Here is a 26,081-nt window from a genome sequence, read left to right on the forward strand (position 1 = left end):
GCCGGATTATCCGGTGGCGTAGTGGAGTCGGGTGAGGTTGAGCGCTGCGGCGGCCAAGTGCAGTTCGGCGGTGACCGCATCGAGCCCGCGGCGGGCGTAGCGGCGCAGTCCGATGCGGTCTTTGAGGTGTCCGATGACTGGTTCCACCGTGGCCGAGCGGCGCTTGTAGCGCTGCATCTGATCGGGATTGCGCAGGGTGTGGCGCATCGCCTCGGTCGGGGACAGATCCGACGGCGGCGGCCCGTGGGTCGGGGACTCGCGGATGTCACGGTCGATGTCGCGGCGCTTGCCCGGCGCGATGAGCCGGTCCGGTCCGGGGCTGGTGAGGTTGTCCTCGGTGAAGTAGCCGTTGTCGGCCAACACCACTCCGATGGACTTGCCCAGCACGTCCATCTGGTCGGTCGCCGCGGCCAGCGTCGGTGTCCAGCAGTGCAGGTCGTTGGCCTCGCGCGAGACGTGTATTCCGACGATGAAGTGGTCATCGGAGCAGGCGATCTGACTGTTGTAGCCCTGGACCGATCCGCCGCCGGAGCCCTCGGTCATCAACCGGGCCTGCGGGTCGGTCAGATTGACCACCGGCCCACCCTTGGGGCCGCGACGGGCCCGGTCACGATCACGGGTACGGGCCGCGTCACCGCGCCGGTCGATCAGCCCGGCCGCCTCCCGGGCGACGGCGTCGGCCACGCAAGCCTCGGCTTTGCGGATGTTGCGACGAATGGCACTGCGCTGCCGGGCTTCTCGGGTCCCCCGCACTCCGAGCAGCGGTGCCAGCCGCTGCTGCTCGCGGGCCAGCCGGGCCCGCCACAACCGGACCGGATCGGTACCCGCGGGCGGGGTACCGGCCACCATCTCACCGGCCTCGGCGCGCTGCAGATACTCCTCTTGGCGATCGGCGTCGGCGGCATCGGCCGCGGCGTCGCGGGCGTCCTGCTCGGCGATCTGCTCCATGGCCCTCCTGATCGCCGCCGCCCGCCCGGCGCGGGTCCGCAACTCCGGGGACGGCGTGGCGGGGCCGCCGGCGGCGGCGTCGGCGGCGTCCTCGGCGGCGTCGGCGGCAGCGGCCTCCTGCACGGCGGTCTCGGCGATCCGGCGGGCCTGCTCGCGCACCCACTGCTGGGAACGATTGGCCGACATCGACGCATTGGCCGCGATCTTGGTGCCGTCGATCGCGATCGAGTCGACCCGGACCATCTCCGCCTGCGCACACAACCGCAGCACCTGGGCGAACACCTCGATGAAGGCCTCGTCGTGATCGGCCCGGAATCGGGCGATCGTGGTGTGATCCGGTGGATCCTGGGCACACAGCACCCGATAAGCCACGTGATCGGCGCACAGCCGTTCGATGCGCCGCGAGGACCGCTGACCCGAGGCGTAGGCATAAATCAACAACGCCAACAACATGTCCGGGTCATAACCCGCCCGCCCCACACCACCGATGCGTCGACGCACGTGAAACGCCGAAGTGTCCAGCTGCTCGACCGCATCGAGCACGAACCACACCAGATGATCATCTGGCAGCCAGTCGGCCATATTCGGCGGCAACAGGAACTGCTGATCACGCACTACCGGGCGATACCCCTTGGCCATCACCACATACTCCACGAGCGACCACGCACCCGATCAGATCAACACACCATTTCGCAACAGCCACTCACCGCTACTGCGAGTGCACAAATCGCAAGGAGGACTAGCCGGCGGTGACTGACCGGCCCGTGCTGTGCAGGTCGTTGCAGGCCTCGATGACGCGCTCGGTCATCGACGCCTCGGCCTTCTTCAGGTAGCCGCGCGGGTCGTATGCCTTCTTGTTGCCGACCTCGCCGTCGACCTTGAGCACGCCGTCGTAGTTGGTGAACATGTGGCCGGCGATCGGGCGGGTGAAGGCGTACTGGGTGTCGGTGTCGACGTTCATCTTCACCACGCCGTACTTCAACGAGTCTTCAATCTCGGACTTCAGCGATCCGGAGCCGCCGTGGAACACGAAGTCGAACGGCTTGGAGCCCTCGGGTAGCCCCAGCTTCTTCGCCGCGACGGCCTGGCCCTCGGCCAGCACCTCGGGCTTCAGTTTGACGTTGCCCGGCTTGTAGACGCCGTGCACGTTGCCGAACGTCGCGGCCAGCAGGTACTTGCCGTGCTCGCCCGCGCCAAGCGCGTCTATGGTCTTCTCGAAGTCCTCGGCCGAGGTGTAGAGCTTCTCGTTGATCTCGGCCTCGACACCGTCCTCCTCGCCACCGACGACGCCGATCTCGACTTCGAGGATGATCTTGGCCTCGGCAGCAAGCTTGAGCAGTTCCTTGCCGATTTCGAGGTTCTCGTCGATCGGCACCGCCGAACCGTCCCACATGTGCGACTGGAACAGCGGGTTGGCGCCCTTGGCGACGCGTGCCGCCGAGATGGCCAGCAGCGGCCGGACGTAGGTGTCCAGCTTGTCCTTCGGGCAGTGGTCGGTGTGCAGTGCGACGGTGATCGGGTACTTCGCGGCAACCACGTGGGCGAACTCGGCGAGCGCGACCGCACCGGTGACCATCTCCTTGATCCCGAGACCGGAGGCGAATTCCGCTCCGCCGGTGGAGAATTGGATGATGCCATCGCTACCGGCGTCGGCGAAGCCCTTGATTGCTGCGTTGACGCTCTCGGAGCCGACGCAGTTGATGGCGGGGAACGCGAAGGAGTGCTCCTTGGCACGGCCCAGCATCTCGGCGTAGATCTCGGGCGTTGCGATGGGCATGGGTTATTCCTCCTGGGCGTTCCAGCTTCGACCGTTGCCCTGGGAGTATCTCAAGAAGCGCACCGGTGCGGCACCCCCGGGGCTAAACCACGAGAACCATCCGGTAGTGGGCCTTGCCGGTGTCCATCGCTTCGTACGCCTCGGCCGCCTGCGCGAGCGGGCGTTCCTCGATCACCGCGCGAACCCCCGTGAGCACCGCGAAGTGCATGGTCTCCTCGACGTCACGTGACGTGCCCGACGGATGTCCGACCACCGAAAACCCGCCGTCGATCAGCTGGGCAGGGCTGATGGGAAGGTTCTCGGTCGTGACGCCGATGGTGACGAGCTCACCCTGCGGTCCGAGTCCGCCGACGGTCGCGGCCATCGCCTCGGAGTTCGCCGCCGTGGCAAGGACCACTGCCGCACCGCCGAGTGCCTTGAGCGCCGCCGCGACGTCGGCCTCGCTGGAGTCGATGTAGTGATGGGCACCGAGTTCGCGGGCTGCGTCTGCCCTGGCGGCCCCGCGCGCGATCGCCACCGTCTCGAAACCCATCGCCCTGGAGAACTGCACGCCGAGGTGGCCGAGTCCTCCGATGCCGAGCACGGCGACGAGGTCACCGGCCTTCGCCCTGGTCCTGCGCAACCCGTTGAACGTCGTCACCCCCGCACAACCAAGTGGCGCCGCCTCCGCGAACGTCAACGCGTCGGGGATGCGAGCCAGGGCCGTCGCAGGCACGGTGACCGACTCGGCGTAGCCGCCCGGGTAGTGCCAACTCGGGACCTGCAGGCGCTCGCACTGCATGAAATAACCCCCGCGACACGGCACGCAGCGATTGCAGTTTCCCCCGAACCACCCGACCTCCACCCGATCCCCGACGGCGAAGTCCTGCACGCCGTCACCAATCTCGGCGATCGCGCCCGCGATCTCGTGCCCTGGCGTGATGGGCCAGGTGAGCCCGGGAAGGAAACCGTTGACGAAGACGTGATCCGTTCCGCACACACCGGACGCCTTGACGGCGATGCGCACGTGGTCGCGTGGCGGCGAGGCGGTTTCGACGTCGGCGAGGGTCAGCGCTGCGCCTGCGGAGGCGACGTGGACGGCTTTGTGCGTGGGCATGATCTGACCCTATCGACGCCTGGTGGCGACAGGAATCCTCTCGGCGGGACGAAGTCGCAATGCGCGTCATCGCAGCCCACGCCGGTATCTTGGGCCCGTGACCATCACCAACCTGGCGCTCATGCCCGACTTCTTGAACCCGTCGATCCTCGTCGGGTACTTCGGCGCCTGGGCGTTGATCGGCCTGCTGGTGGTCGTGTTCATCGAGTCCGGCGTGCTCTTTCCCGTCCTCCCGGGCGACACCCTGCTGTTCGTGGCGGGCATGGTCGCCGCAGGCCACGAGACCATCGAGAACGTCAACCCCAGTGACTTCGCGCTGTGGAAGCTGCTGGTCTTCATCCCCGTGGCCGCGATCCTCGGCGGACAGGTCGGCTACTTCATCGGCCGAGTGCTCGGCACGTCGATGTTCAAACCGGACGCCCGCATCCTCAAGCAGCGCTACCTCGACGAGGCCCACGCATTCTTCGAGCAGCGCGGCCCGTTCGCGATCGTGCTTGGCCGTTTCGTTCCGATCGTGCGCACGCTGGTGCCGCTGACCGCGGGCGCGGCCAAGATGAGCTACGGCGTGTTCACGCTGTTCAACGTCATCGGCGCCGTGGTGTGGGGCGTCGGCCTGACGCTGCTCGGGTACGGCCTCGGCCAGTTCGCGATCATCCAGAAGCTCCTTGAGCCGATCTTCATCCTGATCGCCGTCGCGTCGATCATGCCGATGGTGTGGGAGTGGTACAAGCGCCGCAAGGCCAAGCGTGAAGCACCCGCAGCAGGCGAGTAGAGCTACCCGCTTTCCAGCGCCCGAATCAGACTGGCCGCGTCCCACGGCCCCTGGTGCCCCCTGCCGTTGACGAAGAACGTCGGCGTCGAGTTGAGATCCATCAGCTCGGCATCCTGCGCGTCGTCCAGCACCCGGTGCATCACCTTCGACGAACGCAGGTCCTCGTCGAACTTCTTGATGTCGATCCCGATCGCATCCGCATACCGGTAGATGTGCTCCCATTCCAGATAGTCGGGGAACGCGAACATCTTGGCGCCCATCTCGAAGTACCGGCCCTGCAATCCGGCGGCTTCCGCCGCCCGCGCGGCGTCCATCGCGTGCGGGTGAACGCGCTCCAGTGGCAAATGCCGCCACACGTAACGCAATTCGTCGCCGAAGTAGGCGCGCACCTCATCGATGGAACCCGTGGCCCTACTGCAGAACGGGCACTCGTAGTCGCCGTACTCGACGAGCGTGAGGCGGCCATTGGGGTTGCCACGGATGTGGTCGCGGTCCGGGTCGATGTCGCGAATCAGTTTCGCGCCCACCGCAACCGGGGGGCTCAGCCAGTCGGTGAGCCGGAAGATCGCCCAGCCAAGGACCAGCGCGAGCACGGACGCCGCCAGCACGCCGACGCGGGCCTGATCCTGTTTGACGGGATCTTCGATGGCCAGATCGATGATGAACAGCGAGATGGTGAACCCGATTCCGGACAGGGCGGCGCCGCCTGCGACTCGCCGCAACGTCAAACCCGGTGCGAGCTGCCCCATCCCGGTCGCGCGCACCAGGGCGGTGGCGCCGGTGATGCCGATGAACTTGCCGACGATCAGGCCGGCGATCACACCCCAGGTCAGCGGTGAACGCAGCGCCGCGGTCATCGTGTCGCCGTCGAGATGGACACCCGCGTTGGCAAGGGCGAACAACGGCAGCACGGCGAAGGACACGTACGGGCCGAAGCTGGTCTGCAGCCGCTCGTTGATCGAGATCGATTCGCGCAGTGTGCGACTGGCGGCGCGTGCGTACTCCGAGTTCGGGGACTGCCGGAAGGCCTTGATCACCTCGACGGCCTCTTCGACCTGCTTGCGCTCCGGCGTGAACACCGGAATGAGCAGCGCCACCGCCACGCCGGCCAGCGTCGGATGCACACCACCGAGGAACAGCGCCAGCCACAAGGCGAACGCCAGCACCGAGTACGCGGGCCCTCGACCCATCGGCAACAGCCGGACCGCCGCGATGCCGGCGACGAGCACCAGCGCGACCAGCAGCGGCAGGTACCGCACGTGCTCGGAGTAGAACAGCGCGATCGCCAGCAAGGCTCCGACGTCGTCGACGACGGCGAGGGTGAGCAGGAAGGTCCGCAATCGGGCCGGGTACTTAGGGCCGATGATCGCCAGTGCGCCGACCAAGAAGGCCGTGTCCGTGGAGATCACGACGCCCCACGCACGCGCATCGTCGCCCGACCGATTGAACAGCAGGAAGATGACCGCGGGCACGATCAGCCCGGCGAGCGCGGCGACGACGGGTACCGCGGCACGGGCCCGGTCGGTGAGCTCCCCGATGGTGAACTGGCTCTTGACCTCGAGCCCGACGATGAAGAAGAAGAACGTCATCAGGCCGTCGTTGACAAGGTGCTTGACGGTCAACTCGACGTGCAGGTCTCCGAAGCTGAGCCCGACGGGAGTGTTCCAGAAGTCCGAATAGCTCTGCGCCCACGGCGAATTCGCCCAGACGATGGCGACGACGGTGAAGGCCAGCAGCAGTGCCGCCGCGATATTCTCACCGCTGCGGGCCGCCGTTGGATCGCGGCCGAACCTGCTTGGCGGCGACACGGCCGCGGCGGGAGCATCGTCCGCGGTCGTGTGATCGACCGCGGGGCCGGTCACGCTCGGGCGTGCTCGGTGAACGCTCCGAGCAGGTCGGGTCGGTCGATGGCGCTTGGCGTCAGCACGTCGGACGGATTGGCGCCCATCAGGATCCGCTTCATCGGGATCTCCAGCCGTTTGCCGGTCATGGTCCGCGGGATGCCGGGGACGACGATGATGTCGTCGGGCACGTGCCGCGGCGATGCCGCCGTCCGGATCGCGTCGACGATCCTGGCGCGCAACGCGTCGTCGAACTCGACGCCGTCGGCCAGCGCCACGAACAACGGCATCCAGTATCCGCCATCGCCCTGCTCGACGCCGACCACCAGACAGTCGAGCACGTCGGGCAGGCCCTCGACCGCGTTGTAGATCTCCGCACTACCCATCCGGACGCCCATCCGGTTCAGCGTGGCATCGGAGCGCCCATGCACCACAACGGATTTCCGGTCGGTGATGGTGATCCAGTCGCCGTGGCACCACACACCGTCGTACTTGTCGAAGTAGGCGTTGTGATACTTGGCGCCGTCCTGGTCGTTCCAGAAGAACACCGGCATCGACGGCATGGGCTTGGTCACCACCAGCTCACCGGCCTCCTCGGTCACCGCGTGGCCGCCGTCGCCCCAGGCCTCCGCGGCGACGCCGAGGGCGATCACGTTCAGCTCGCCCGCCCTGATGGGAACCAGCGGGCTGGCGCCGATGAACGCGGTCACCACGTCGGTGCCGCCGCTCATCGAGATGACGGGGATGGGTCGGCCGACGCCCTCCTGGATCCAGCGAAATCCCGAGGCGGGCAACGGCGAACCGGTGGAACCGACCGCCCGCAGCGCCTCCAGCGGGTAGTCCTTCCCGGGGTGCAGTTCCTCCTTCGCGCAGGCCAGCCAGTATCCGGCCCCCGCACCGAACACCGTGACGCCCTGTTCGGCGGCCACCTGCCACAGGTGGTCGGTGTGCCTATAGGTGGGGCTGCCGTCGTACAGCACGATCGTCGAGCCGACGAGAAGCCCCGAGACCTGCAGGTTCCACATCATCCAGCTGGTGCTGGACTGCCAGAAGAACCGGTCTTCTGGCTTGAGGTCGAGTTGCAGGCTGAGGTACTTGATGTGCTCAAGTGCGACGCCACCGTGTCCGTGCACGATGCCCTTCGGCGTGCCGGTGGTACCCGACGAGAACAGCACCCATAGCGGGTGCGCGAACGGGACCGGGGTGATCTCCAGCTCGGCCGTTCGCGCGATGACCTCCGACCACGGCGTGACATCGCTCGGCGGCTCCCCTCCCAAGCGTGGCACCAGCACGGTGGCCGTCAGCGTCGGCAGCTGAGCACGGATCTCGCTGAGCTCGGCGCTGCGGTCGATCCGCTTGCCGTTGTAGAGGGATCCGTCGCTGGCCACCAGCACCTTGGGTTCGAGCTGCGCGAGGCGGGCGACGACGCCGCTGACGGCCAGATCCTGGTTGCACACGGCCCACGTGGCGCCGACCGCGGCCGTGCCGAGGAAGGCGACGACGGCCTCGCCGATGTTCGGGATGTAGCCGACCACCCGATCGCCTGTCACGACGCCAAGACTGCGGAGGTAGTCGGCGAACGCGGCAGTCTCCCGGGTCAGGCGGTCCCAGGACCAATCGGTCGCCCCGTCCTCCCCCGCAACCACCATCGCAGCGCGCTCGGTGGTGGCGTGCCGGAAGATCTCGGTGGCATAGTTCAGTGTCGCACCCGGAAACCATTGGGCGCCAGGCATGTCCGCGCTGGCAAGCACGGTGTCGGCAGGGGTTGCGGCGCGGACGTCGTAGAAGTTCCAGACCGCGCCCCAGAACCACGCGACGTCGGCCACCGACGCCGACCACAACTCCTGGTAATCGGCGAAGTCACCGCGACCCGTGTCGGCCAGCCACGCGATGAACCGCGTGAGGTTGGCGTCGTCGATGGTGTCCTGGTCCGGCGTCCAGCCTCCCGGCTCGGTCATTCAGCCTCTTCCTCCTGGATGGGCTCGCGTGGTTGCTCACCGTCGTCGCTGAGCGTATGGGCTGCCTCCATCAGCATCCACCCCGACAGCTGAACGGACAGATCGCGCTCGGGGATCTCGGATGCATTGACGGCGCCAGCGACGAACTGCGCGTCCTTGCCGCCGACCTTGGGCAGTTCGGCCTCGCGATCCCAGAACGCCGCGAACAGCGGCAACCCGTCGACCGTCTGCCGCAGGTCCCACACCGATTTCGCCGAGGTCAGCACCAACTCCTTGGCAGCGGCGCGCGCCGCGGTGTCCGCCGGGGTGTTCTCCGGCAGCGTGGTGGCGACGAGTGCGAGGTAACGCGCCAGGATGCCGTTGAACAGACCGCCGTCACCCCCACCGGCGCCCTGGATGACGCCGCCGGGCGCCATGTTGTCGCGCACCGCGGCGACCAGTCGGTGAACGCGCTCGGCGTGATCGGGGTCCTTGGTCCTTGCGGCCAGTTCGACCTCCAGGCCGAGGACCACCCCCTGGCAGTAGCTGTACTGCGCACGGACCAGCGAGCCGCCCTTGATCCCGTCGAACACCAAATGGGTTTCCGGATCGATCAGGGTTTCGTCGATCCAGTCGGCCATCTGCTGCGCCCGACGGAGCCGGTCGTCATAGCGGGCGAGGAAGATGCCTGCGGGCCCGTTGGCCGGGGCGTTGAAGAACTGGTCCTGCTTGCGCCACGGGATGCCACCGCCGTCCTCCGGCACCCATGCGTTGACGAACTCCTCGGACAGCTTTTCCAGCGCCTTCGGCCGCTCCACCCCGGCGAGCCGGCCGGCCCGCTCCAGCGCGAGTGCCAGCCAGGCCATGTCGTCGTAGTAGTTGTTGGTCCAGGAACCGATGTTGCGCAACCGATGTGAGCGGATCTGCCGCTCGATCCGCTGTTGCCGATCAGGCTGGGGGTCGCGCACCTGCGCGTCCACCAGACAGTCGAGCAGATGAGCCTGCCACCAGTAGTGCCACGTCCCGAACAGCAGACGCTTGCTGGTGGCCGGCCAGGCGACGACGCCGAGTTGGGTTCCCGGCAACTGCCACAGCCGCCGCAGGTGTCGCGTTGCGACGGCGGCCTCGGCGCTTGCCGCGCGGTTGCCCCATACCTGATCCATGCCGTTGATCCTGCCCTACCAGGCCACGTCAAGGTCGGCATGTTGCACGATCCACGTGTGCATCGCGATGCCCGCGGCAACCGCGGCGTTGATGCTGCGCGTGGAACCGAACTGGGCGATCGACACGGTCCGGACAGCGCCTGCGCGGGCGTCGTCCGTGATGCCTGGGCCCTCCTGCCCGAAGATCAGCAGGCAGTTCCGCGGCAGCGCAGCCCGTTCGAGACGCACCGAGCCGGGCACGTTGTCGACGGCGATCACCTCGAGGCTCGCGTCGGCGGCGAACACGAGCAACTCGGCGATGGTGTCGTGGTGGCGCAGCCGCTGGTAGCGGTCGGTGACCATGGCGCCGCGCCGGTTCCAGCGGCGACGCCCGACGATGTGCACGGTGTCGACGGCAAACGCGTTCGCGGCCCTGACGACGCCGCCGATGTTGGCGTCGTTGCCGAAGTTCTCGATGGCGACGTGCAGCGGGTGGCGGCGCCGGTCGATGTCGGCGACGATCGCCTCCCGCGTCATGTACCGGTACGCGTCGACGACGTTGCGGGTGTCCCCGTCGCGGAGCAGGTCCTGGTCGTAGCGGGGGTCATCCGGCAGCGGGCCCGACCAGGGGCCGACGCCAGTGGTCGTGGGCCACTCGGTGGGGCCCGGGACGTCAGTCACTCTTCGTCCAGACCGCCGCATGCGTCCCGATCACCGACACGGTCGCGTACAGCAGCGCGGCGTTGATCTCGCCCTGCGTGCACAACGACGCCCGCACCGCGATCGCCTCCAGCGAGGAGTCGGGAAGGATCAGCAACGACGCCCCGTACACCGAGCACGCGTAGGACAGCCCAGCCCCGGGCAGCGACGGCGCCACCACCACCATCAACGGGCCGCCGCGCCGTACCGAGTCGTCGCGGTATCGCGCTGCCTGACCGTCGATCTGGAGTCCGAGCAGCATGTAGCCGCTGCCGTTGAAGGCGGCCGGGTCGCCGAGAGCGGTGGAATCGAGTTGGGCACCGTCACCGCGGAAGGCGTCCACGCTGCTGGTCTGCAGCACCATGCCGGTGTCATTGTCGTTGGTGGGCATCAGCCCGACCGGAAACGCCGCGGGATACGCCACCGTGGTTCCCGCGATCTTGTCCTGCGGCGAATAGGCATACACGCCACGCACCTGACTCTGATCGCGCAGTGGCCCCAGACACACTGTGCCAGTGAGCTTGTCGGGGTTCGGCGCGGACGCCGGCTGCAGGTTGAGGCTGGTCACTCCCGAGCAGCCGCCCAATGCGTTGGACTCGATCGGATGGGCCAGCGCGCCGTAGAGACCGAACCGGATGGCCTCCGGCTTGGCGTGCGGTCCGCCCGGCGTCGAAGGGGCGGCGTCGACGTCGACCATGACGTAGTCGCCGTCGAACCGCAGGTTGGACACCGACATGTTCCAGCCAAGCGCCGCAAGGGATTCGCCGATCTTCGCTGACTCCGCGCCGTACGGCCCGACGTCGGCGGTGCTACTGGAGCAGGCCGCGAGCAGGACCGCCGCGAGCAGCCCCGCGACTAGCGCGCGGAGCACGAGCACACGGATCCAGATTCCGCCCCATGTCCGGCCACGGCTCCGGTCCCATGTCCGGCCACGGCTCCGGTCCTATGTCCGTCCACGGCTTCCGCCCTATGTCCGTCCACGGCCACGACCCACCACTTTCGTCATGGCGCGCACCAGGTTTCGCGGCACCATGCGACCGCCGGTGGTGAGCACCTTGTACTGCAGGCCCGGCACGATGACGACCTGACCCTTCGCGACATCCGCTAGACAATCCCGGACCACGTCGGCCACGTCGAGCCACATGAACGACGGCGTGCCCGCCATGTCGATGCCGGCACGCTCGTGAAACTCGGTGCGGACGAAGCCAGGGCACAGCGCGTGCACACCGACGCCGGTGCCGCCCAACCCGTTCGCCAGGCCCTCGGAGAACGCGATCACCCAGGCCTTCGACGCCGAGTACGTCGACCCGCGCCCTGGCAGTAGGCCCGCCACGCTGGCTACGTTGATGACGGTGCCCGTCCCAGCCTCCAGCATCGGGGGAAGCGCGGCATGGGTCAGCTGCATCACGGCCGTCACGTTGACGTCGAGCTGGGACTGAAGCGACTGGTAGTCGGCGGTCCAGAATTCGCCAGATGTGCCGAATCCCGCGTTGTTGACCAGGATTCGGACGCCTGCGGCGAGCCGGTCGGCCACCTTGGCGCGGTCGGCCGCGACGGCCAGGTCGGCGGGCAGTACCTCGACCGATGCACCGGCTTCGTCGTGGAGTTCGGCGGCAAGGCGTTCGAGGCGCTCGACGTCGCGGGCGACCAGGACCAGGTCATGACCGTCGATGGCGTAGCGGCGGGCGAATCCCGTGCCCAGACCGGATGTCGGTCCGGTGATCATTGCGACGGGGCGTGACATGCCGACAGGTTACTTGCCCTGTCGGAGGCGCCAACGAGGCGTCAGTCAGCGCTGATAATGCGGCGACTGACGGCCGTTTCGCGCGGGCGGGCGCTGCTGCGTGTAGCGGCCGACATCGGCGCGGCCGGGAGGCTGGTCGGTGCGGCCTGCCGGCAGCTCGCGCGGTGGGGCCACCGGACGGCCAGGCGATCCGCCGCGCCGGGCGACGGCCTGGCCGGCAATGCCGGTCTGGCCGGGCTGCGGGATCGGCGGCAACACGCGCAAGAGGTCGTTGAACTGCCGGACGGTGAGCAGGCCCTCGTCCCACTGAGCCCTGGTGCTGGTTACCGGCATGCTGATCAACGTCCAGTTCGGCTCGTTCCACATGATCTCGGCACAGTCGGGCGCTGCGTGCGCGAACGTCACCATGCGGCGGTCGCAGGCGCGGCGGGCGGCGTCGAGGTTGGTCGAATACACCATCCGTGGGCCGATGGCGCCGAGCAACCAGATGTCGCTCTCGCGAGGCTCCTTGATGTCCTTGAGGCGAACGTCGACGACGACGTTGGTGCCGACCTTGCGATGCAGCGCGATGACCGTCGCCACGTCCTCGAGATCGAAGATGAACACGGCCTCGCCGCGGATCTGGCCGAGCACGACATTCTTGGCAGGCACGTCGCCGACCGTGGACATCACGCCACGCTTCCAGCGCTTCACGATGTCGGTCGACTCGTGCTCGTAGTCGAACCCGTGAGACTTTGCCCAGGACTTACGGCGGCGCCCCAGACCACGTCGACGGTCGACGTCGACGTACAACAACACCACCGCACCCACGAAACAGAGTGCAGACAGCGTGAACCAGAGCGGGACCATTGCCCCTAGCCTATCTGCTATAGGCGACGGGTTCCGAACTCGAACAGATCACAACCGGATCACGTCCTCGACAATTCCCGCACAGCTAATTCGAGAAGTGCGGAACGGAACCCCGCGAATGCGCCGTGAGGGCGGGTTTCAGGGCAATTTTTCGCCCTACGCGCACATTGGGCGTAGTGAGGAATGGATCGCCCGCGAACCTCAGAACCAGAAGGTCTCCTGCTCGATGCCCAGCCGAGCCTTGGCATAACGCTTCGTCGCAGCCTGGGAGAAGTAGATGTGCTGGCTGGCGGCGTGGATATCGCGAAGGCAACGCTGCAACGGATGATCGGGTTGCAGTGCCGCCATGCCGCCGAAACCGATCGCCGTAGTGATCGCGTCGACCGCGACCCGCATTGCGTGCTGATTGGCCAGCAGGAATCTCGCTCGCCGATCGTCCGACGGCACGTCATCCGATAGTGCGGCGTTCCACATCGCGTCCAGCGCCTCGAAGACGAATGCGCGCGCGGCCTGCAGCGCGCCCTCCGAGTGTGCGATCGCAACCTGGACGTCGCCGTCCCGAGCGATCGGGTCCGGCCCTGGCGGACGGACCTTGGTCGTCGCGATGGCGACCATCTCGTCGAGCGCCCGTCGAGCGACACCAAGCGCGAAGCCGGCGATGGTCACCCCGATCAGGGTGAAGAACGGGAGCCGGAACAACGGCCCGTCGTGGCGGGCGGCCTCGAAGAACGGCGACAGGGTGTGCGCGACGGGCACCGACAACCCGTCCACGGTGACGTCGTGGCTTCCCGTGCCGCGCAGTCCAATCGAGTCCCAGGTGTCGTGCACCGTCACGTCGGAGGCCGCGGTCACGGCGAGACGCCAGTCCGGCCCGCGACCGGGAACCATCCGCGGTGCCGAGGCGTCCATCACCAGCCCACCGCCGAAGAAGAGGTCGGCGTGCGCCGACCCGCTGCTGTACGACCATCGGCCGGTGAGCCGAAACCCGCAGTCCCCTGCCTGGGTCAGATGCCCGGTCGGGGCGAACACCGCCGCACTGACGGGGGCCCGGCGATCGTCGAGCAGGCTTGCGGCCACCGACGGGTCGAGCCAGGCGAGAAATGCGGTCGAGTTGCCGATCAGGACCGTCCAGCCCGCGGAGCCGTCGGCCCGGCACATCTCCTCGACGACGCGGACGATCGTCGCGGCAGGCAGCTCGGAGCCGCCGAGCGACCTTGGTGTGGCAAGACCGAACATGCCTGCATCGCGCAGCTGGTCGACGAGGTCGGACGGCATGGTGCGAAGCCGCTCACCCTCGCGGGCGCGGGCCTCGAGCTGCCCGGCCAGCGCCCTGGCCGTGGCGATCGCCGACCGATCGGTGTCGATGGTTGCTGAACCGATGGGCATGATGACACCCATCACTGAGATGACCCATTATTTAATATAGGAACATATACTAAATGTCTGATGCCGTCAAACCCCCACGACGCTACGACGCTTCCCGGCGCCGCGAACAGGCCGGCGAGACGCGCAGCCGCATCCTGGCGTGCGCCTTGCGGCTGTTCCTGGCCAACGGATATGCCGACACCGCGATTCCCGAAATCGCCCGTGGCGCAGGGGTATCGGTGCCGACTGTCTACAAGGCGTTCCCGAACAAGGCGACCCTGCTCAAGTCGGTGTTCGACGTGTCGGTGGCCGGCGACGACGACGCCACGCCCGTGGCGGAACGCGCCGTCATCGACGCGGTCCGCGCCGAGCCGGACGCGGCTCGAAAGATCCGGATGTACACCGCGCACCTGGCCGACATCGCGTCACGCACCGTTCCCCTGCAGCTGGTCGCCCGCGCGGCGGCAGGAGCCGACAGCGCAGCGGCCGCCGTCTGGGCGCAGATGCGCGCAGAGATGCTCACCGCGATGACGTTTTTCACCGCAGACCTACAGGCCACCGGACAACTACGCACCGACGCCTCGACCGACGAGGTACGCGACGTCCTCTGGACCTACCACTCCCCCGAGATCTACGAACTGCTCGTCGTCGAACGCGGCTGGTCGGCCGGGCAGTACGGCACCTTCATCGGCCAGGCGATGATCGATGCCGTACTGGCCCAAGACCGTTAGCCGCTCCCCAACACGAGGGACTCGCCGTCCTCACTGAGGTCGACCGTCACCACGTCGCCGTCGTGCACGTCGCCCGCCAGCAACAACTTCGCGAGTTGGTCGCCGATCGCCTGCTGCACCAGCCTGCGCAGCGGACGCGCGCCGTAGACCGGGTCGAAGCCGCGGTCGGCCAGCCACTTCTTCGCAGGCAGCGAGACTTCGAGCACCAGCCGCCGCTGCGCAAGGCGCCTCTGCAGCTGAGCCAACTGGATGTCGACGATCTGAACCAGCTCGTCGGGCTTCAGGCCTTCGAAGATCAGCACGTCATCGAGACGGTTGATGAACTCCGGCTTGAACGCCGCGCGCACCGCCGCCATCACCTGCTCCTCGTTACCACCCGAGCCCAGGTTGGACGTCAGGATGAGGATGGTGTTGCGGAAGTCGACGGTGCGGCCCTGACCGTCGGTCAGCCTGCCCTCGTCGAGCACCGCAAGCAGCACGTCGAACACGTCCGGGTGCGCCTTCTCCACCTCGTCGAACAGCACGACGGTGTAGGGCCTGCGGCGAACCGCCTCGGTGAGCTGGCCGCCCTGGTCGTAACCGATGTACCCGGGAGGCGCACCGACCAGACGCGCCACGGAGTGCTTCTCCCCGTACTCGCTCATGTCGATCCGGACCATCGCCCGCTCGTCGTCGAACAGGAAGTCCGCCAACGCCTTTGCCAGTTCGGTCTTGCCGACACCGGTCGGGCCGAGGAACAGGAACGAGCCGGTCGGACGGTTCGGGTCGGCGACGCCTGCGCGAGAGCGGCGGACGGCGTCGGAGACGGCTTGCACCGCCTTCTTCTGCCCGACGACGCGCTTGCCCAGCTCGTCCTCCATGCGCAGTAGCTTGGCGGTCTCGCCTTCCAACAGCCGCCCGGCCGGGATGCCGGTCCACGCGGCCACCACCTCGGCGATGTCGTCGGGTCCGACCTCCTCCTTGAGCATCACGTTCTCGCGAGCCTCGGCCACGGGCAGTGCGGCGTCGAGTTTCTTCTCGATCGCGGGGATGCGCCCGTAGCGCAGTTCAGAAGCCTTGGCCAGGTCGCCGTCGCGCTCGGCCCGGTCGGCCTCGCCGCGCAGCGTATCCAGCTGCTCCTTGTAGTCGCGGACGATGTCGATGGCGCTCTTCTCGTTCTGCCATCGGGTGGTCAGCTCGGCCAGCTTCTCCTTGTAATCCGCCAACTCGGCACGCAGCTTCACCAGCCGGTCCTTGGACGCGTCGTCCTCCTCCTTGGCCAGCGCCATCTCCTCGATCTCGAGGCGACGAACCAGGCGCTCGACCTCGTCGATCTCGACGGGACGGGAGTCGATCTCCATGCGCAGCCGCGACCCGGCCTCGTCGACCAGGTCGATGGCCTTGTCCGGCAGGAACCGCGACGTGATGTAGCGATCGGACAACGTGGCCGCGGCCACCAGCGCGGAGTCGGTGATCCGCACGCCGTGGTGCACCTCGTAGCGGTCCTTGAGGCCGCGCAGGATGCCGACGGTGTCCTCCACCGACGGCTCGCCGACCAGAACCTGCTGGAAGCGACGTTCCAGCGCGGCGTCCTTCTCGATGTACTTGCGGTACTCGTCGAGCGTGGTGGCGCCCACCATCCGAAGCTCGCCGCGGGCCAGCATGGGCTTGATCATGTTGCCCGCATCCATCGCGCCCTCACCGCTCGCGCCGGCACCCACGATGGTGTGCAGCTCGTCGATGAACGTGATGACTTGGCCCGCCGAATTCTTGATGTCGTCGAGGACGGCCTTGAGCCGTTCCTCGAACTCACCGCGATACTTCGCGCCCGCCACCATGGACCCGAGGTCGAGCGAGACGACGGTCTTGTCGCGCAGGCTCTCCGGCACGTCGCCTTCGATGATCCGTTGGGCTAGGCCCTCGACGATCGCGGTCTTTCCGACGCCGGGCTCGCCGATGAGCACCGGGTTGTTCTTGGTGCGACGGCTCAGCACCTGGATGACGCGACGAATCTCGTTGTCGCGCCCGATGACTGGGTCCAGCTTGCCTTCACGCGCGGCCGCGGTCAGGTCGGTGGAGTACTTCTCCAACGCCTGATAGGTGGCCTCGGGGTCCGCGCTGGTGACGCGGGCACTGCCACGCACCTTCACGAACGCGTCGCGCAGCGCCTGCGGCGACGCGCCATGGCCGCTCAGCAGCTTGGCCACTTCGCTGTCTCCGGTGGCGAGGCCGACCAGAAGGTGTTCGGTGGAGACGTACTCGTCGTCCATCTCCGTGGCCAGGTTCTGGGCGGCGGTGATCGCGGCCAGCGACTGTGGGGCCAGCTGCGGCTGCGATGCCGCGCCGCTGGCGCTGGGCAGCCGGTCGAGGATCCGCTGGGTCTCGGCGCGGATCGTCGCGGGTTCGACGCCGACGGCCTCCAGCAGCGGAGCGGCAATGCCGTCGTTCTGCGTGAGCAGCGCGAGCAATAGGTGGGCAGGGGTGATCTGCGGGTTGCCTGCGGCGGTCGCCGCCTGCAGCGACGCCGTCAGCGCCGCCTGGGTCTTCGTGGTCGGGTTGAACGAGTCCACGAACTCCTCCATTTCGTCTCGAGGTGGCCAGCAAGAATGGCCGGGGAAAATGCTTGTCGCCTAGACCAACGCCGTCAAGGTTGAGTCTGTTCCGCTCAACTCTACACAATCTTGTAGATATAGATTCCACAGGTGACATGTCAGCATTGATATGTCACTATAGGAACGTGAGCCCAAACAGCCAGTCCTTCAAGAGTTCGGTACGCCCCCTGCTGGGGCTGCTGTGGGACGCGGGCATCCCCGTCCTCGGTTTCTACACGCTGCAGATTCTCGGAGCATCGGATTGGGCGGCCTTGTTGGCAGCGACGCTGTTCGCCGGCGCCAGGGTCTTCTGGGTTGCCCTGCGAACGCGTCGCATCACCTGGTTCGCCGCAATGATGATGCTCGTGTTCGGCGTGGGTCTCGCGCTGGCATTCGTCGTCGGCGATCCGCGACTCATGCTGGCGAAGAACTCCGTGGGTGGGGCACTGATCGGCGTCTCGTTCCTCGCAAGCCTTGCCACCAAACGCCCGCTGACGCTCATCGCGTTCCAAACCTGGCGCCCCCGTGAGGCGGACGCGCTGGCTGAGGCCTACCAGAACGACACTGCCGTTCGACGGGTGTTCAGACGATCCGCTTGGGTGTGGGGCATCGGAATGATCCTTGAAGCGGCGCTACGCATTCCACTGATCTACCTAGTGCCGCTCAGCGTTTCGGTCGGCGCCTCCGCGGCACTCAGCGCCGTGGCGATCGGGGGTCTCGCGATATGGACGGCGGCCGGGACGGCGCGACTTCCACGGTGGGACCCGGACGCTGCCCGGCCCGACGCAGAACAATTCGCCAGCACCTCCGGCTCCTAACCGTCCAACAAACGACGGACCGATCGACCAGACTGCGGGGATGCGCTTCAACCCGCCGCCGAACTGGCCGCCCGCGCCACCCGGTTGGACTCCCCCGCCGGATTGGCGGCCCGACCCGTCCTGGCCGCCCATGCCGCCCGGTTGGCCGCTCTGGGTGCCCGACGCTCCGCGCAGCAAGACCGGACTCATCATCGGCGCCATCGCGGTGACGCTGCTCATCGGCGTCGGGGTGGTCGTCGCCGTCGTGGTCTCGTCGAGTGATTCGACCGACATCACGGTGGCGCGTTCGACGACCTCGTCGGTGGCCAAGCCCGAGCCCACCGACGAGGATCTGGTGCGCGACGTCGTCGACCAGTTCGAGCAGGCATGGAACGACGAGGACTTCGCCGCCTTGACCGCGCTGTTCTGCGAGGACATGCGCAACGATCCCGACTTCAGCCGGAGCGCCCTGCGTGAAGTACGGGACACCGGAGGCGAATTGCTGCTGAAGATCACCTCGCTCGACGTCGACGGCAAGTCGGCGACGGCCACCATCCTGAATCACGGCGAGGAGCCCGACGACATCGCATTCGTCCGCGAGGACGGCGATTGGAAGTGGTGCGAATCGTGACCGGACCCCGCGAAATCGACTGGACGGCACTGAAAGACTGATCGGGTGCACGTCGCAATCGTCGCCGCGTCGGCGCCCAGCCATATGCATCCGCACCTCGCGGTGGTACGCGAATTGGTCCGGCGCGGCCACCGGGTGAGCTACCTCGTCGGACATCACCTGGCCGACCTCGCTGCAGACACCGGGGCGGACGTCGTCGGCTGCACGTCGGTGTTGCCTGGCGCGCCAGGGGTGACAGGCTGGCCGGAGGATGGCGGCGCTGGATCACCAGCGCCCGGCCGTCGTCCTGTACGACATCGGCGGCATGGCCGGACCGGTCGCGGCGGAGCGCTGGGGCGTCCCCGCGGCGCAACTCTCGCCGAGTATCGTCGCTTGGGACGGCTATCACGATGACATGGCCGCGGCGCTCGCACCGATGTTGTCGACCCCCTCTACCTCGCATACCGCGAGGCATTCGACGACTGGCTGGCCGACTCGGAGTTGTCGTTCGACGACGTAACGGGTGCGCCCGCCCGCTGCCTGGTGCTCATTCCCCGTGTGATGCAACCGAATTCCGACCGGGTCGGCGACCGGTATCGGTTCGTGGGCCCGTGCCTCGACCCGGCTCGCGCGGATCCAGGGGACTGGCGCGAGCCGGCAGGTGACGGCCCGTTGACCCTGGTGGCGTTCGGCACCTCCTACACGCGACGGCCCGACGTCTTTCGTAACGTCATCGCCGCGCTGGACGGCATGGGGTGGCGCATGGTGTTGGCCACCGGCGGGCGGGTACCGATCGAGGACCTCGGCGCCGTTCCCGACTGGGTTCAGGTCGAGGACGTCGTACCCCAGGTCGCGGTCCTGCACCGCGCCGACGCCTTTGTCACACACGCCGGGATGGGGTCCTGCACGGAGGCGTTGTGGTGCGGGGTGCCCACCGTTGCCGTTCCACAGGCCGTCGACCAATTCGGCAACGCTCAACAACTGGTGGCCATCGGCGTCGGCGTGCATCGCACGATGGGCCGGACCACGCTGCCGACGCGGTCGAGGGCGTGGCTGCGGGGACATGGTGCGTCCTCAGTTCGCGAAGTCCCAGAACTGAAGCCACTTGACCGACGCGAACAGCGCCAGCGTGAGGCCGTACCCCACGATCACCACTGCAGCACCGATCGCGCTGATCCGCAGGCCTGCTCCATCGACCGGATCCAGCCAGGTGCGAAACGGCCGCGTCACGTTGGGCATCAACCACCACTGCAACGCCGAGACACTGGCGATCTGGCTGACCCATAGCGCCAGCCAGGGTCCTGTGCCTGTGTGTTCGAGCACCGGAATGAAGAAGCGGGACAGCAGCATCACCGTGGGATAGAGGACGAGCAGAACCAGCATGGCCGACTTCCAGTTCGGCGTCATCAACGTGCGGCCATTCTGCACGCGCACGGTGGTGGCGAACGGCGTGGTGCTCGACACGGCCGAGAAACCCTTGGTCAGGCTTGACCGCAGACCCGGGAGCGACGTGTCGCGCTCGGTCGACTGCAACCATGCCGACAGCTGTGCCGTCGTCCGGAATCGAAGGATCGTCAACCAGCCGTCGCCGGTGTCGTCGGGCAGCAGAATCGTGCCTTCGTAGCCGGGGAACCGAGAGCTCGCGGCGACCAGTCGGGACTGGACGGCACGGAAGTCGGATTGCTTGCCTGCGGCCAGGCTGTGCCGGAATGCACTGACTCCGTTGGGTGCATCCCCACCCTCGGTCAGGATCAGATCAGTTGTCCGACAATAGAATCCCCGCGCCTGTCCCGCTTCCATCACGGACCTGCGACCGGCGCTGTCGAGCCACTCGTGCGCGAGGTCTTCGGAGGCAAACGTCACCGCCAGCGCCCAGTCGAGGCCCACCTCGTCGCGCACCGACACACTGGTCGAGACGGCGCCGTGGGCGGAGGCCCGCAGTTCGGAAAGCCAGGCGTCGAACTCCTCCGCGTCCTGCACCGGATGAAAGATGGTGACTGCAGTCGTCGAAGCCACGATCGCCGCCCTAGCCCGCCGCCAGCTTGCGGCCCCGTACGTACACCTCGGCGATGGACGACTCCCGTATGCCCATCAACAACGCGAACAGGCTCTGCTCCCGCGCGAGGCCCGGGTCGTCGGCGCGGACGGCGTTGGTGAGCGTCGCGTGCAACGCAGGGGTGCCTGACGGGTCGACGACGACGAAGTCGGCTTCCTTGCCGACGTCGAAGTTGCCGAAGCGGTTCTCCATGTCTAGCGCCCTCGCGCCGGCCAGGGTGCCGATGAACAACATCTCCGCGGGGTGCAGGGAAACCCCGGCCACGCCGTCCTCACTGATGTGCACCTTGAATGCATCGCCGAGCACCCGCGGGATCAGCCACTCGTCACCTCCGCCGAAATCGGTTCCCGCCGAGATGTTCACGCCAGAGGCCACCGTCCTCTTCCAGGGCATCGTGCCCGAACCGAGGAACAGTTGGGAGATCGGGCAGTGCGAGATGGACGTGCCCGTCTCGGCCATCCTGGCCAGTTCGACGTCCTGGCAGTGCACGCTGTGCGCCATGATGGTGCGCCTGCCAAGCAGGCTCTTGCCGCCGACTTGCGAGCCGGGAAGGAACTTCCCGTCGTAGGTGTCGAGGTAGGAGTTCACCTGGTAGGCCTGCTTGGTCGAGTCGACCTCGCCGGTGCCGGGGCGGTCGTTCTCGTTGAGGTGGCTGTGTACGTAGACACCGCGGCTCTTGACCGAATCATAGAGTTCACCAAGGTTTTTCAGTGTCGTCGGGGTCACCGACAAGGAGAACCGCGGCACGATCGCCACGTGCAGCAGGGCGGTTTCGGGGTTTCCGGTGTCGGCGCCGTGCCACTTGTCGATCTCCTCGACGGCGAGCCTGATCGCATCCTCCTCCGAGGTGAGCAGGGGCGCCGCGGTCTCGCCGCCGACGGTCTGGATTCCGCGGCCGCTGACCACCCGCAGCCCGCGCCGCTGCGTCTCGGAGAACAGCGAATCCTGGGCGTGCGGAAAGGCCGAGCCGAACACCATCGCCGCGGTGGTGCCCGCAGCAATGCGGCGCCGGCAGAACTCCGCGGCCGCTTCTCGCGCGAATTCCGGATCGGCGAAACGCGATTCGGACGGGAAGATGCACAGGTTGAGCCACTCGAGGAGCTGGCCGCCGCCATAGGAGTCGCCGGCGTAGGTCTGCGGGAAGTGGATGTGGGTGTCGACGAACCCCGGCAACAGGAAACCGGGGCGATGATCGACGACGGTGGCCGGCTGTGCGTCGTCCGGAAGGGACTCGCGCTCACCGCAGAACGTGATCACGCCGGCGTCGTCGACGACCAGTGCGCCGTCCGGAATCGAGACGAGTGCGGCGGCCGCTTCGGTGACCTTCGGACTGCCTGCGATGTGATAGACGTGACCCAGGTGGACCTGACCGGCCATCGACTGCTCCTTCTTGACGTGGGCTTGACGACCATTCATTCACGAGTTGGCCATTCGCCGCAGATCGACTGCGGAACAAGATCATTCAGATCATACGCACAGAATTAACGGTATCGTCATATCAGTTCGGGGAATTAGCGCCGGTGAAGGACTCCGGTGACTAGAGTCGGGCTGCCGACGCGCGCTCGCTGTGCCGGATGAAGAGGCACTCGAGAAGGACCGGCGACGTGGACATCAACACCATCACCGACGTCATCCGCACCCCCGCCGATCCGCCTGGCCCACAGTGGCGACCCGGTGACGCCTGGCTCGCGGGCGGCACGTGGCTCTTCTCCGACAAGCAGCCCGACCTGCGCCGACTCGTCGACCTGATGCCACTCGGCTGGAACGCCCTGACCACCGGCGAGGACGGCGTCGACATCGGCGCGATGTGCACCATCCGTGAACTGTACGAGTTCGCGGCGACCTCCGACTGGCGAGCGGCCCCACTGATCCGGATCAGTTGCGAGGCCTTCCTGGCGTCGTTCAAGGTGTGGAACTCCGCCACCGTCGGCGGCAACGTCTGCATGGCGTTGCCCGCCGGTCCGATGGTCACGTTGACCGTGGCACTCGAGTCCACGTATGTACTACAGGCCGCGGACGAATCCGAGCGCACGCTCGATGCAGCTGATTTCGTCACGGGGAACCACCACAACTCGTTGTACCCGGGTGAGGTGCTGCGCCGGATCCACGTGCCCGCCGGCAGCCTCCGCAAGCGCTACACCCACCGCCGCTTCACCCTGACTCACCTTGGGCGCTCGACGATCTTCATGATCGGTACCCAGACGCCGGGCACGACCGACCTGCTGCTGACCATCACCGCGGGCACCACGCACCCTGTCCAGCTGGCGTTCGACACCGCGCCCACCCCCGCGACAGTGCAGGACGCCGTCGACGCCATCGGCGACGACGTCTGGTTCGACGATCCCAACGGCACACCGGACCATCGCCGCCATCTTGCGAAGTACTACGCCGAACAGATCAGGGCCGAGCTGGCCGAGGAGGTCGGACTATGACCTACACCGTGAACGGCGAGACCTACGGCGACGAGCCCAACCCCGGACAGTGCCTGCGCACGTTCGTCCGCTCGCTGGGCTGGCACGGCGTCAAGAAGGGTTGCGACGCAGGCGATTGCGGCGCCTGTACGGTGTGGCTGGACGGCGAACCGGTGCATAGCTGCATCACCCCGGCGTTCCGCGCCGACGGGCACGACGTCACGACGATCGAGGGCCTCGGCACTCCGGAGGACCTGCATCCGATGCAGCGGCAGTTCCGCGACGCCCCCGGCTTTCAGTGCGGGTTCTGCACCGCGGGCATGATCATGACGTCGGCGACGTTCACCGACGAGCAGAAGCAGGATCTGCCGCGGGCACTCAAGGGAAACCTTTGCCGCTGCACGGGTTACCGCGCCATCGAGGATGCGGTCAACGGTGTCGCCGCGATCGAAGAGGCCAAACCGGGTCGGGCCGTCGGCACCAGCGTCGGCGCACCGGCGGCCACCGGCGTGGTGACCGGAACCGTCGAGTTCACCATGGACACCGAGATGGACGGCATGCTGCACCTCAAGGTGCTGCACTCGCCGCACGCCCACGCCCGCATCGTCTCGATCGACAAGTCGGCCGCACTCGCCGTGCCTGGCGTGCATCGGGTGTACACCTGGGAGGACGTCCCGCGGAAGCGCTACAGCACCGCGATCCACACCGATCACCTCGTCGACCCCGACGACACCTACATGCTCGACAACGTCGTGCGTTTCGCGGGGCAGCGGGTGGTGGCCGTACTTGCCGATTCGGTCCGTGCCGCCGACGAGGGCGCCCGCTTGGTCGTCGTGGAGTACGAACTGCTGCCCGCGGTCTTCGACCCCATCGAAGCGATGGCCGACGGCGCGCCGCAGCTGCACAGCTACGACGACCCGTTCGCACACGACAAGGTGCACAACATCCTGCTCGAACTGCACGGCGAAATCGGCAATGCCGAAGCAGGATTCGCGCAGGCCGACGTGATCCACGAGGCCACCTATCACTCGCCGCGGGTGCAGCACGCACACCTCGAGACGCACGGGACGATCGCCTGGATGGAGGACGGTCGACTGAACGTGCGCACCAGCTCGCAGTCACCGTCGATCGCCAAGATCAAACTGTCCCACCTGTTCGACCTGCGACCCGATCAACTGCGGGTGTTCTGTGTGCGGGTCGGCGGCGGTTTCGGCGGCAAGCAGGAACTGATCTCCGAGGATCTGCCCGTACTGGCCACGCTCGACACCGGGCGCCCGGTGAGCTGGGAGTACACCCGCGAGGAGGAGTTCACCACCGCATCACCGCGGCATCCGATGAAGTGCACGGTCAAGCTCGGCGCCAAGGCTGACGGCACCCTGACGGCGTTCGGCTTCCACAACGTCTCCAACACCGGCGCCTACGGCAATCACGGCGGCGAGACGCTCTTCGCGGCGGGTGCCGCGATAGCGCTCTACCGTTGTGCCAACAAGAAGTTCGACGCCTGGTCGGTGTACACGAACACCGTGCCGAGTGGTGCACTGCGTGGCTATGGCATGACCCAGCCCGCGTTCGCGGTCGAGTCCGCGATCAACGAGCTCGCCGTCAAGCTCGGCATGGATCCGGCGGAACTGCGGCGCCGCAACGTCGTCCGCCCCGGCGACGGGCTGCAGGCGGTGGCCGACCATCCCGACGACGTCGAGTTCACCGAGGACGGCATCATGCAATGCATCGACCTCGTCGACGAGGCGTTGCGTCTCGATGACAGCGGCCGAGACCTCGGCGATGACTGGTTGGTCGGTGCAGGCATCGCCACCTCGCTGCACGAAACCGCGCCACCCACCGACCACATCTCCGACGCGTGGGCGACGCTACGCGACGACGGCGTTTACGAGATCGCGGTCGGCACCGTGGAATTCGGAGAAGGCACCTCAACCGCACACGTACAGATCGCAGCCACCCAGCTCGGGACAACCCCGTCGCGGATACACCTCGTGCAGTCCGACACCGATCGGACCGGCTTCGACACCGGCGCGTTCGCCAGCGCGGGACTCTTCGTGGCAGGCAACGCGGTACTCAAGGCGTCCACCGCTCTGCGCGACCGCATTCTCGGCTTCGCCGCCGCGCACGCAGGGGTCGGCGTCGACTCCTGCGCGATGGACGACGACGGGGTGGTGTGCGGAGACACCCGACTGTCGTTGACCGAACTCCTCGTGGCAGCCGGTGAGCGCGGCATCCGGTTCACCGAGGCCCGCAAGGCATACGGCTCACCGCGCAGCGTCACGTCCAACACGCACGGCTTCCGCATCGCCGTGCACCGGGTGACCGGCGAGATCCGAATCCTCTACAGCGTGCAGGCCGCCGACCCCGGGGTGGTGATCAATCCCGCTCAGGTACGCGGTCAGATCGAGGGCGGCGTCGCCATGGGCATCGGCTTCGCATTGACGGAGAACTTTCACGTCGACGAAAAGGGCGTCATGGTCAACCCGAACCTGCGCAACTATCGGATCCCTACCTATGCCGACATCCCCAGAACCGAGGTACTGCTGGTGAAGTCGACCGATTCGGTCGGACCCATGCGCTCGAAGGGCATGGCGGAATGCTGCATCAACCCGGTGGCACCGGCGCTGGCCAACGCCCTCGAGGACGCCACCGGGGTGCGCTTCCGCGAGCTGCCCTTCAGCCCAGAACGCATCTACGGCCGGCTGGGGTCCGACTTGCTGCTACCGGCGAAGTGAG

At 67.3% G+C, this 26,081-nt stretch carries 20 protein-coding genes and 1 pseudogene; 7 read left to right on the forward strand and 14 right to left on the reverse strand.

Annotated elements, in window-relative coordinates:
* Positions 1 to 6 precede the first annotated feature (6 nt).
* From HNP02_RS09380 to HNP02_RS09390, 3 genes are all read right to left on the reverse strand, one after another.
* Positions 7 to 1,587, reverse strand: coding sequence for a transposase (locus HNP02_RS09380; RefSeq protein ID WP_184437399.1), 1,581 nt, complete (start codon positions 1,585 to 1,587; stop codon positions 7 to 9).
* Between the two features lie 100 nt (positions 1,588 to 1,687).
* On the reverse strand, positions 1,688 to 2,725 hold the full coding sequence (fbaA, locus tag HNP02_RS09385) for a class II fructose-bisphosphate aldolase (protein ID WP_184437401.1): 1,038 nt from the start codon (positions 2,723 to 2,725) through the stop codon (positions 1,688 to 1,690).
* Between the two features lie 82 nt (positions 2,726 to 2,807).
* Positions 2,808 to 3,821 (reverse strand): alcohol dehydrogenase catalytic domain-containing protein, encoded by a 1,014-nt coding sequence (locus tag HNP02_RS09390; protein ID WP_184437403.1) that lies wholly within the window; start codon positions 3,819 to 3,821, stop codon positions 2,808 to 2,810.
* Positions 3,822 to 3,942: 121 nt separating this feature from the next.
* Here HNP02_RS09390 and HNP02_RS09395 point away from each other — a divergent pair, with 121 nt between their 5' ends.
* Positions 3,943 to 4,593 carry a VTT domain-containing protein gene (locus HNP02_RS09395; protein ID WP_184437808.1) on the forward strand — a complete coding sequence of 217 codons (651 nt, stop codon included), beginning with the start codon at positions 3,943 to 3,945 and terminating at the stop codon, positions 4,591 to 4,593.
* Between the two features lie 2 nt (positions 4,594 to 4,595).
* Here HNP02_RS09395 and nhaA read toward each other — a convergent pair whose 3' ends face one another.
* The 8 genes from nhaA to HNP02_RS09435 all read right to left on the reverse strand — a co-directional run bounded on the left by nhaA (position 4,596) and on the right by HNP02_RS09435 (position 14,191).
* Positions 4,596 to 6,401, reverse strand: coding sequence for a Na+/H+ antiporter NhaA (gene nhaA / locus HNP02_RS09400; protein WP_375373654.1), 1,806 nt, complete (start codon positions 6,399 to 6,401; stop codon positions 4,596 to 4,598).
* Positions 6,402 to 6,451: 50 nt separating this feature from the next.
* Positions 6,452 to 8,392 (reverse strand): acetoacetate--CoA ligase, encoded by a 1,941-nt coding sequence (locus HNP02_RS09405; RefSeq protein ID WP_184437407.1) that lies wholly within the window; start codon positions 8,390 to 8,392, stop codon positions 6,452 to 6,454.
* Positions 8,389 to 9,534: a glycoside hydrolase family 76 protein gene (locus HNP02_RS09410; RefSeq protein ID WP_184437409.1), complete on the reverse strand. Its 1,146-nt coding sequence runs from the start codon at positions 9,532 to 9,534 to the stop codon at positions 8,389 to 8,391. Before HNP02_RS09410 ends, HNP02_RS09405 begins: the two co-directional genes overlap by 4 nt.
* Positions 9,535 to 9,549: 15 nt before the next feature.
* Positions 9,550 to 10,194 carry an RNA methyltransferase gene (locus HNP02_RS09415; RefSeq protein ID WP_184437411.1) on the reverse strand — a complete coding sequence of 215 codons (645 nt, stop codon included), beginning with the start codon at positions 10,192 to 10,194 and terminating at the stop codon, positions 9,550 to 9,552.
* On the reverse strand, positions 10,187 to 11,083 hold the full coding sequence (locus HNP02_RS09420) for a hypothetical protein (RefSeq protein WP_184437413.1): 897 nt from the start codon (positions 11,081 to 11,083) through the stop codon (positions 10,187 to 10,189). Before HNP02_RS09420 ends, HNP02_RS09415 begins: the two co-directional genes overlap by 8 nt.
* Positions 11,084 to 11,179: 96 nt before the next feature.
* Positions 11,180 to 11,956 (reverse strand): SDR family oxidoreductase, encoded by a 777-nt coding sequence (locus HNP02_RS09425; protein ID WP_184437415.1) that lies wholly within the window; start codon positions 11,954 to 11,956, stop codon positions 11,180 to 11,182.
* Between the two features lie 45 nt (positions 11,957 to 12,001).
* Entirely contained in the window at positions 12,002 to 12,805 is an 804-nt protein-coding gene (ttfA, locus tag HNP02_RS09430) for a trehalose monomycolate transport factor TtfA (RefSeq protein WP_184437416.1), read from the reverse strand.
* A gap of 201 nt (positions 12,806 to 13,006) precedes the next feature.
* On the reverse strand, positions 13,007 to 14,191 hold the full coding sequence (locus tag HNP02_RS09435; protein WP_184437418.1) for an acyl-CoA dehydrogenase family protein: 1,185 nt from the start codon (positions 14,189 to 14,191) through the stop codon (positions 13,007 to 13,009).
* Between the two features lie 53 nt (positions 14,192 to 14,244).
* Here HNP02_RS09435 and HNP02_RS09440 point away from each other — a divergent pair, with 53 nt between their 5' ends.
* Positions 14,245 to 14,901, forward strand: coding sequence for a TetR/AcrR family transcriptional regulator (locus tag HNP02_RS09440; RefSeq protein WP_184437420.1), 657 nt, complete (start codon positions 14,245 to 14,247; stop codon positions 14,899 to 14,901).
* Here the strand turns inward: HNP02_RS09440 and clpB are convergent.
* The gene (clpB, locus tag HNP02_RS09445; RefSeq protein ID WP_184437422.1) at positions 14,898 to 17,450 is read right to left on the reverse strand and encodes an ATP-dependent chaperone ClpB; all 2,553 of its coding nucleotides are present in this window, start codon (positions 17,448 to 17,450) and stop codon (positions 14,898 to 14,900) included. The genes HNP02_RS09440 and clpB overlap by 4 nt on opposite strands.
* A gap of 167 nt (positions 17,451 to 17,617) precedes the next feature.
* Between clpB and HNP02_RS09450 the strand changes: the two genes are divergently transcribed.
* From HNP02_RS09450 to HNP02_RS42585, 3 genes and pseudogenes are all read left to right on the forward strand, one after another.
* Positions 17,618 to 18,289, forward strand: coding sequence for a VC0807 family protein (locus HNP02_RS09450; RefSeq protein WP_184437424.1), 672 nt, complete (start codon positions 17,618 to 17,620; stop codon positions 18,287 to 18,289).
* Positions 18,290 to 18,329: 40 nt separating this feature from the next.
* Complete coding sequence (locus HNP02_RS09455; RefSeq protein WP_184437838.1) at positions 18,330 to 18,899, forward strand: hypothetical protein; 570 nt, start codon at positions 18,330 to 18,332, stop codon at positions 18,897 to 18,899.
* Positions 18,900 to 19,439: 540 nt separating this feature from the next.
* Positions 19,440 to 19,835: pseudogene (locus tag HNP02_RS42585) on the forward strand (nucleotide disphospho-sugar-binding domain-containing protein); the annotation flags it as partial.
* Positions 19,836 to 19,952: 117 nt separating this feature from the next.
* Here the strand turns inward: HNP02_RS42585 and HNP02_RS09465 are convergent.
* Entirely contained in the window at positions 19,953 to 20,894 is a 942-nt protein-coding gene (locus HNP02_RS09465) for an antibiotic biosynthesis monooxygenase (protein WP_184437425.1), read from the reverse strand.
* A gap of 10 nt (positions 20,895 to 20,904) precedes the next feature.
* On the reverse strand, positions 20,905 to 22,311 hold the full coding sequence (locus HNP02_RS09470; protein ID WP_184437427.1) for an amidohydrolase family protein: 1,407 nt from the start codon (positions 22,309 to 22,311) through the stop codon (positions 20,905 to 20,907).
* A gap of 227 nt (positions 22,312 to 22,538) precedes the next feature.
* Here HNP02_RS09470 and HNP02_RS09475 point away from each other — a divergent pair, with 227 nt between their 5' ends.
* Together HNP02_RS09475 and HNP02_RS09480 are read left to right on the forward strand one after the other, a co-directional pair.
* Positions 22,539 to 23,366, forward strand: a complete 828-nt coding sequence (locus HNP02_RS09475; RefSeq protein ID WP_184437429.1) for an FAD binding domain-containing protein — start codon at positions 22,539 to 22,541, stop codon at positions 23,364 to 23,366.
* A complete protein-coding gene (locus HNP02_RS09480) occupies positions 23,363 to 26,080 on the forward strand; it encodes a molybdopterin-dependent oxidoreductase (RefSeq protein WP_184437431.1) in 2,718 nt (905 codons plus the stop codon). Before HNP02_RS09475 ends, HNP02_RS09480 begins: the two co-directional genes overlap by 4 nt.
* Position 26,081: the final 1 nt, after the last annotated feature.

Origin of the sequence: Mycobacterium sp. AZCC_0083, from assembly GCF_014202335.1 — a bacterium.
In the GTDB taxonomy this organism is placed as follows: domain Bacteria; phylum Actinomycetota; class Actinomycetes; order Mycobacteriales; family Mycobacteriaceae; genus Mycobacterium.

Excerpts from the sequence above, each read along its gene's own strand:
- HNP02_RS09480 (WP_184437431.1), top strand. The coding sequence starts at position 23,363 with ATGACCTACACCGTGAACGGCGAGACCTACGGCGACGAGCCCAACCCC.
- HNP02_RS09410 (WP_184437409.1), bottom strand. The coding sequence starts at position 9,534 with ATGGATCAGGTATGGGGCAACCGCGCGGCAAGCGCCGAGGCCGCCGTC.
- HNP02_RS09390 (WP_184437403.1), bottom strand. The coding sequence starts at position 3,821 with ATGCCCACGCACAAAGCCGTCCACGTCGCCTCCGCAGGCGCAGCGCTG.
- HNP02_RS09395 (WP_184437808.1), top strand. The coding sequence starts at position 3,943 with ATGCCCGACTTCTTGAACCCGTCGATCCTCGTCGGGTACTTCGGCGCC.
- HNP02_RS09440 (WP_184437420.1), top strand. The coding sequence starts at position 14,245 with ATGTCTGATGCCGTCAAACCCCCACGACGCTACGACGCTTCCCGGCGC.
- HNP02_RS09455 (WP_184437838.1), top strand. The coding sequence starts at position 18,330 with ATGCGCTTCAACCCGCCGCCGAACTGGCCGCCCGCGCCACCCGGTTGG.
- HNP02_RS09405 (WP_184437407.1), bottom strand. The coding sequence starts at position 8,392 with ATGACCGAGCCGGGAGGCTGGACGCCGGACCAGGACACCATCGACGAC.
- ttfA (WP_184437416.1), bottom strand. The coding sequence starts at position 12,805 with ATGGTCCCGCTCTGGTTCACGCTGTCTGCACTCTGTTTCGTGGGTGCG.
- HNP02_RS09470 (WP_184437427.1), bottom strand. The coding sequence starts at position 22,311 with ATGGCCGGTCAGGTCCACCTGGGTCACGTCTATCACATCGCAGGCAGT.
- HNP02_RS09425 (WP_184437415.1), bottom strand. The coding sequence starts at position 11,956 with ATGTCACGCCCCGTCGCAATGATCACCGGACCGACATCCGGTCTGGGC.
- HNP02_RS09435 (WP_184437418.1), bottom strand. The coding sequence starts at position 14,191 with ATGCCCATCGGTTCAGCAACCATCGACACCGATCGGTCGGCGATCGCC.
- fbaA (WP_184437401.1), bottom strand. The coding sequence starts at position 2,725 with ATGCCCATCGCAACGCCCGAGATCTACGCCGAGATGCTGGGCCGTGCC.
- HNP02_RS09380 (WP_184437399.1), bottom strand. The coding sequence starts at position 1,587 with ATGGCCAAGGGGTATCGCCCGGTAGTGCGTGATCAGCAGTTCCTGTTG.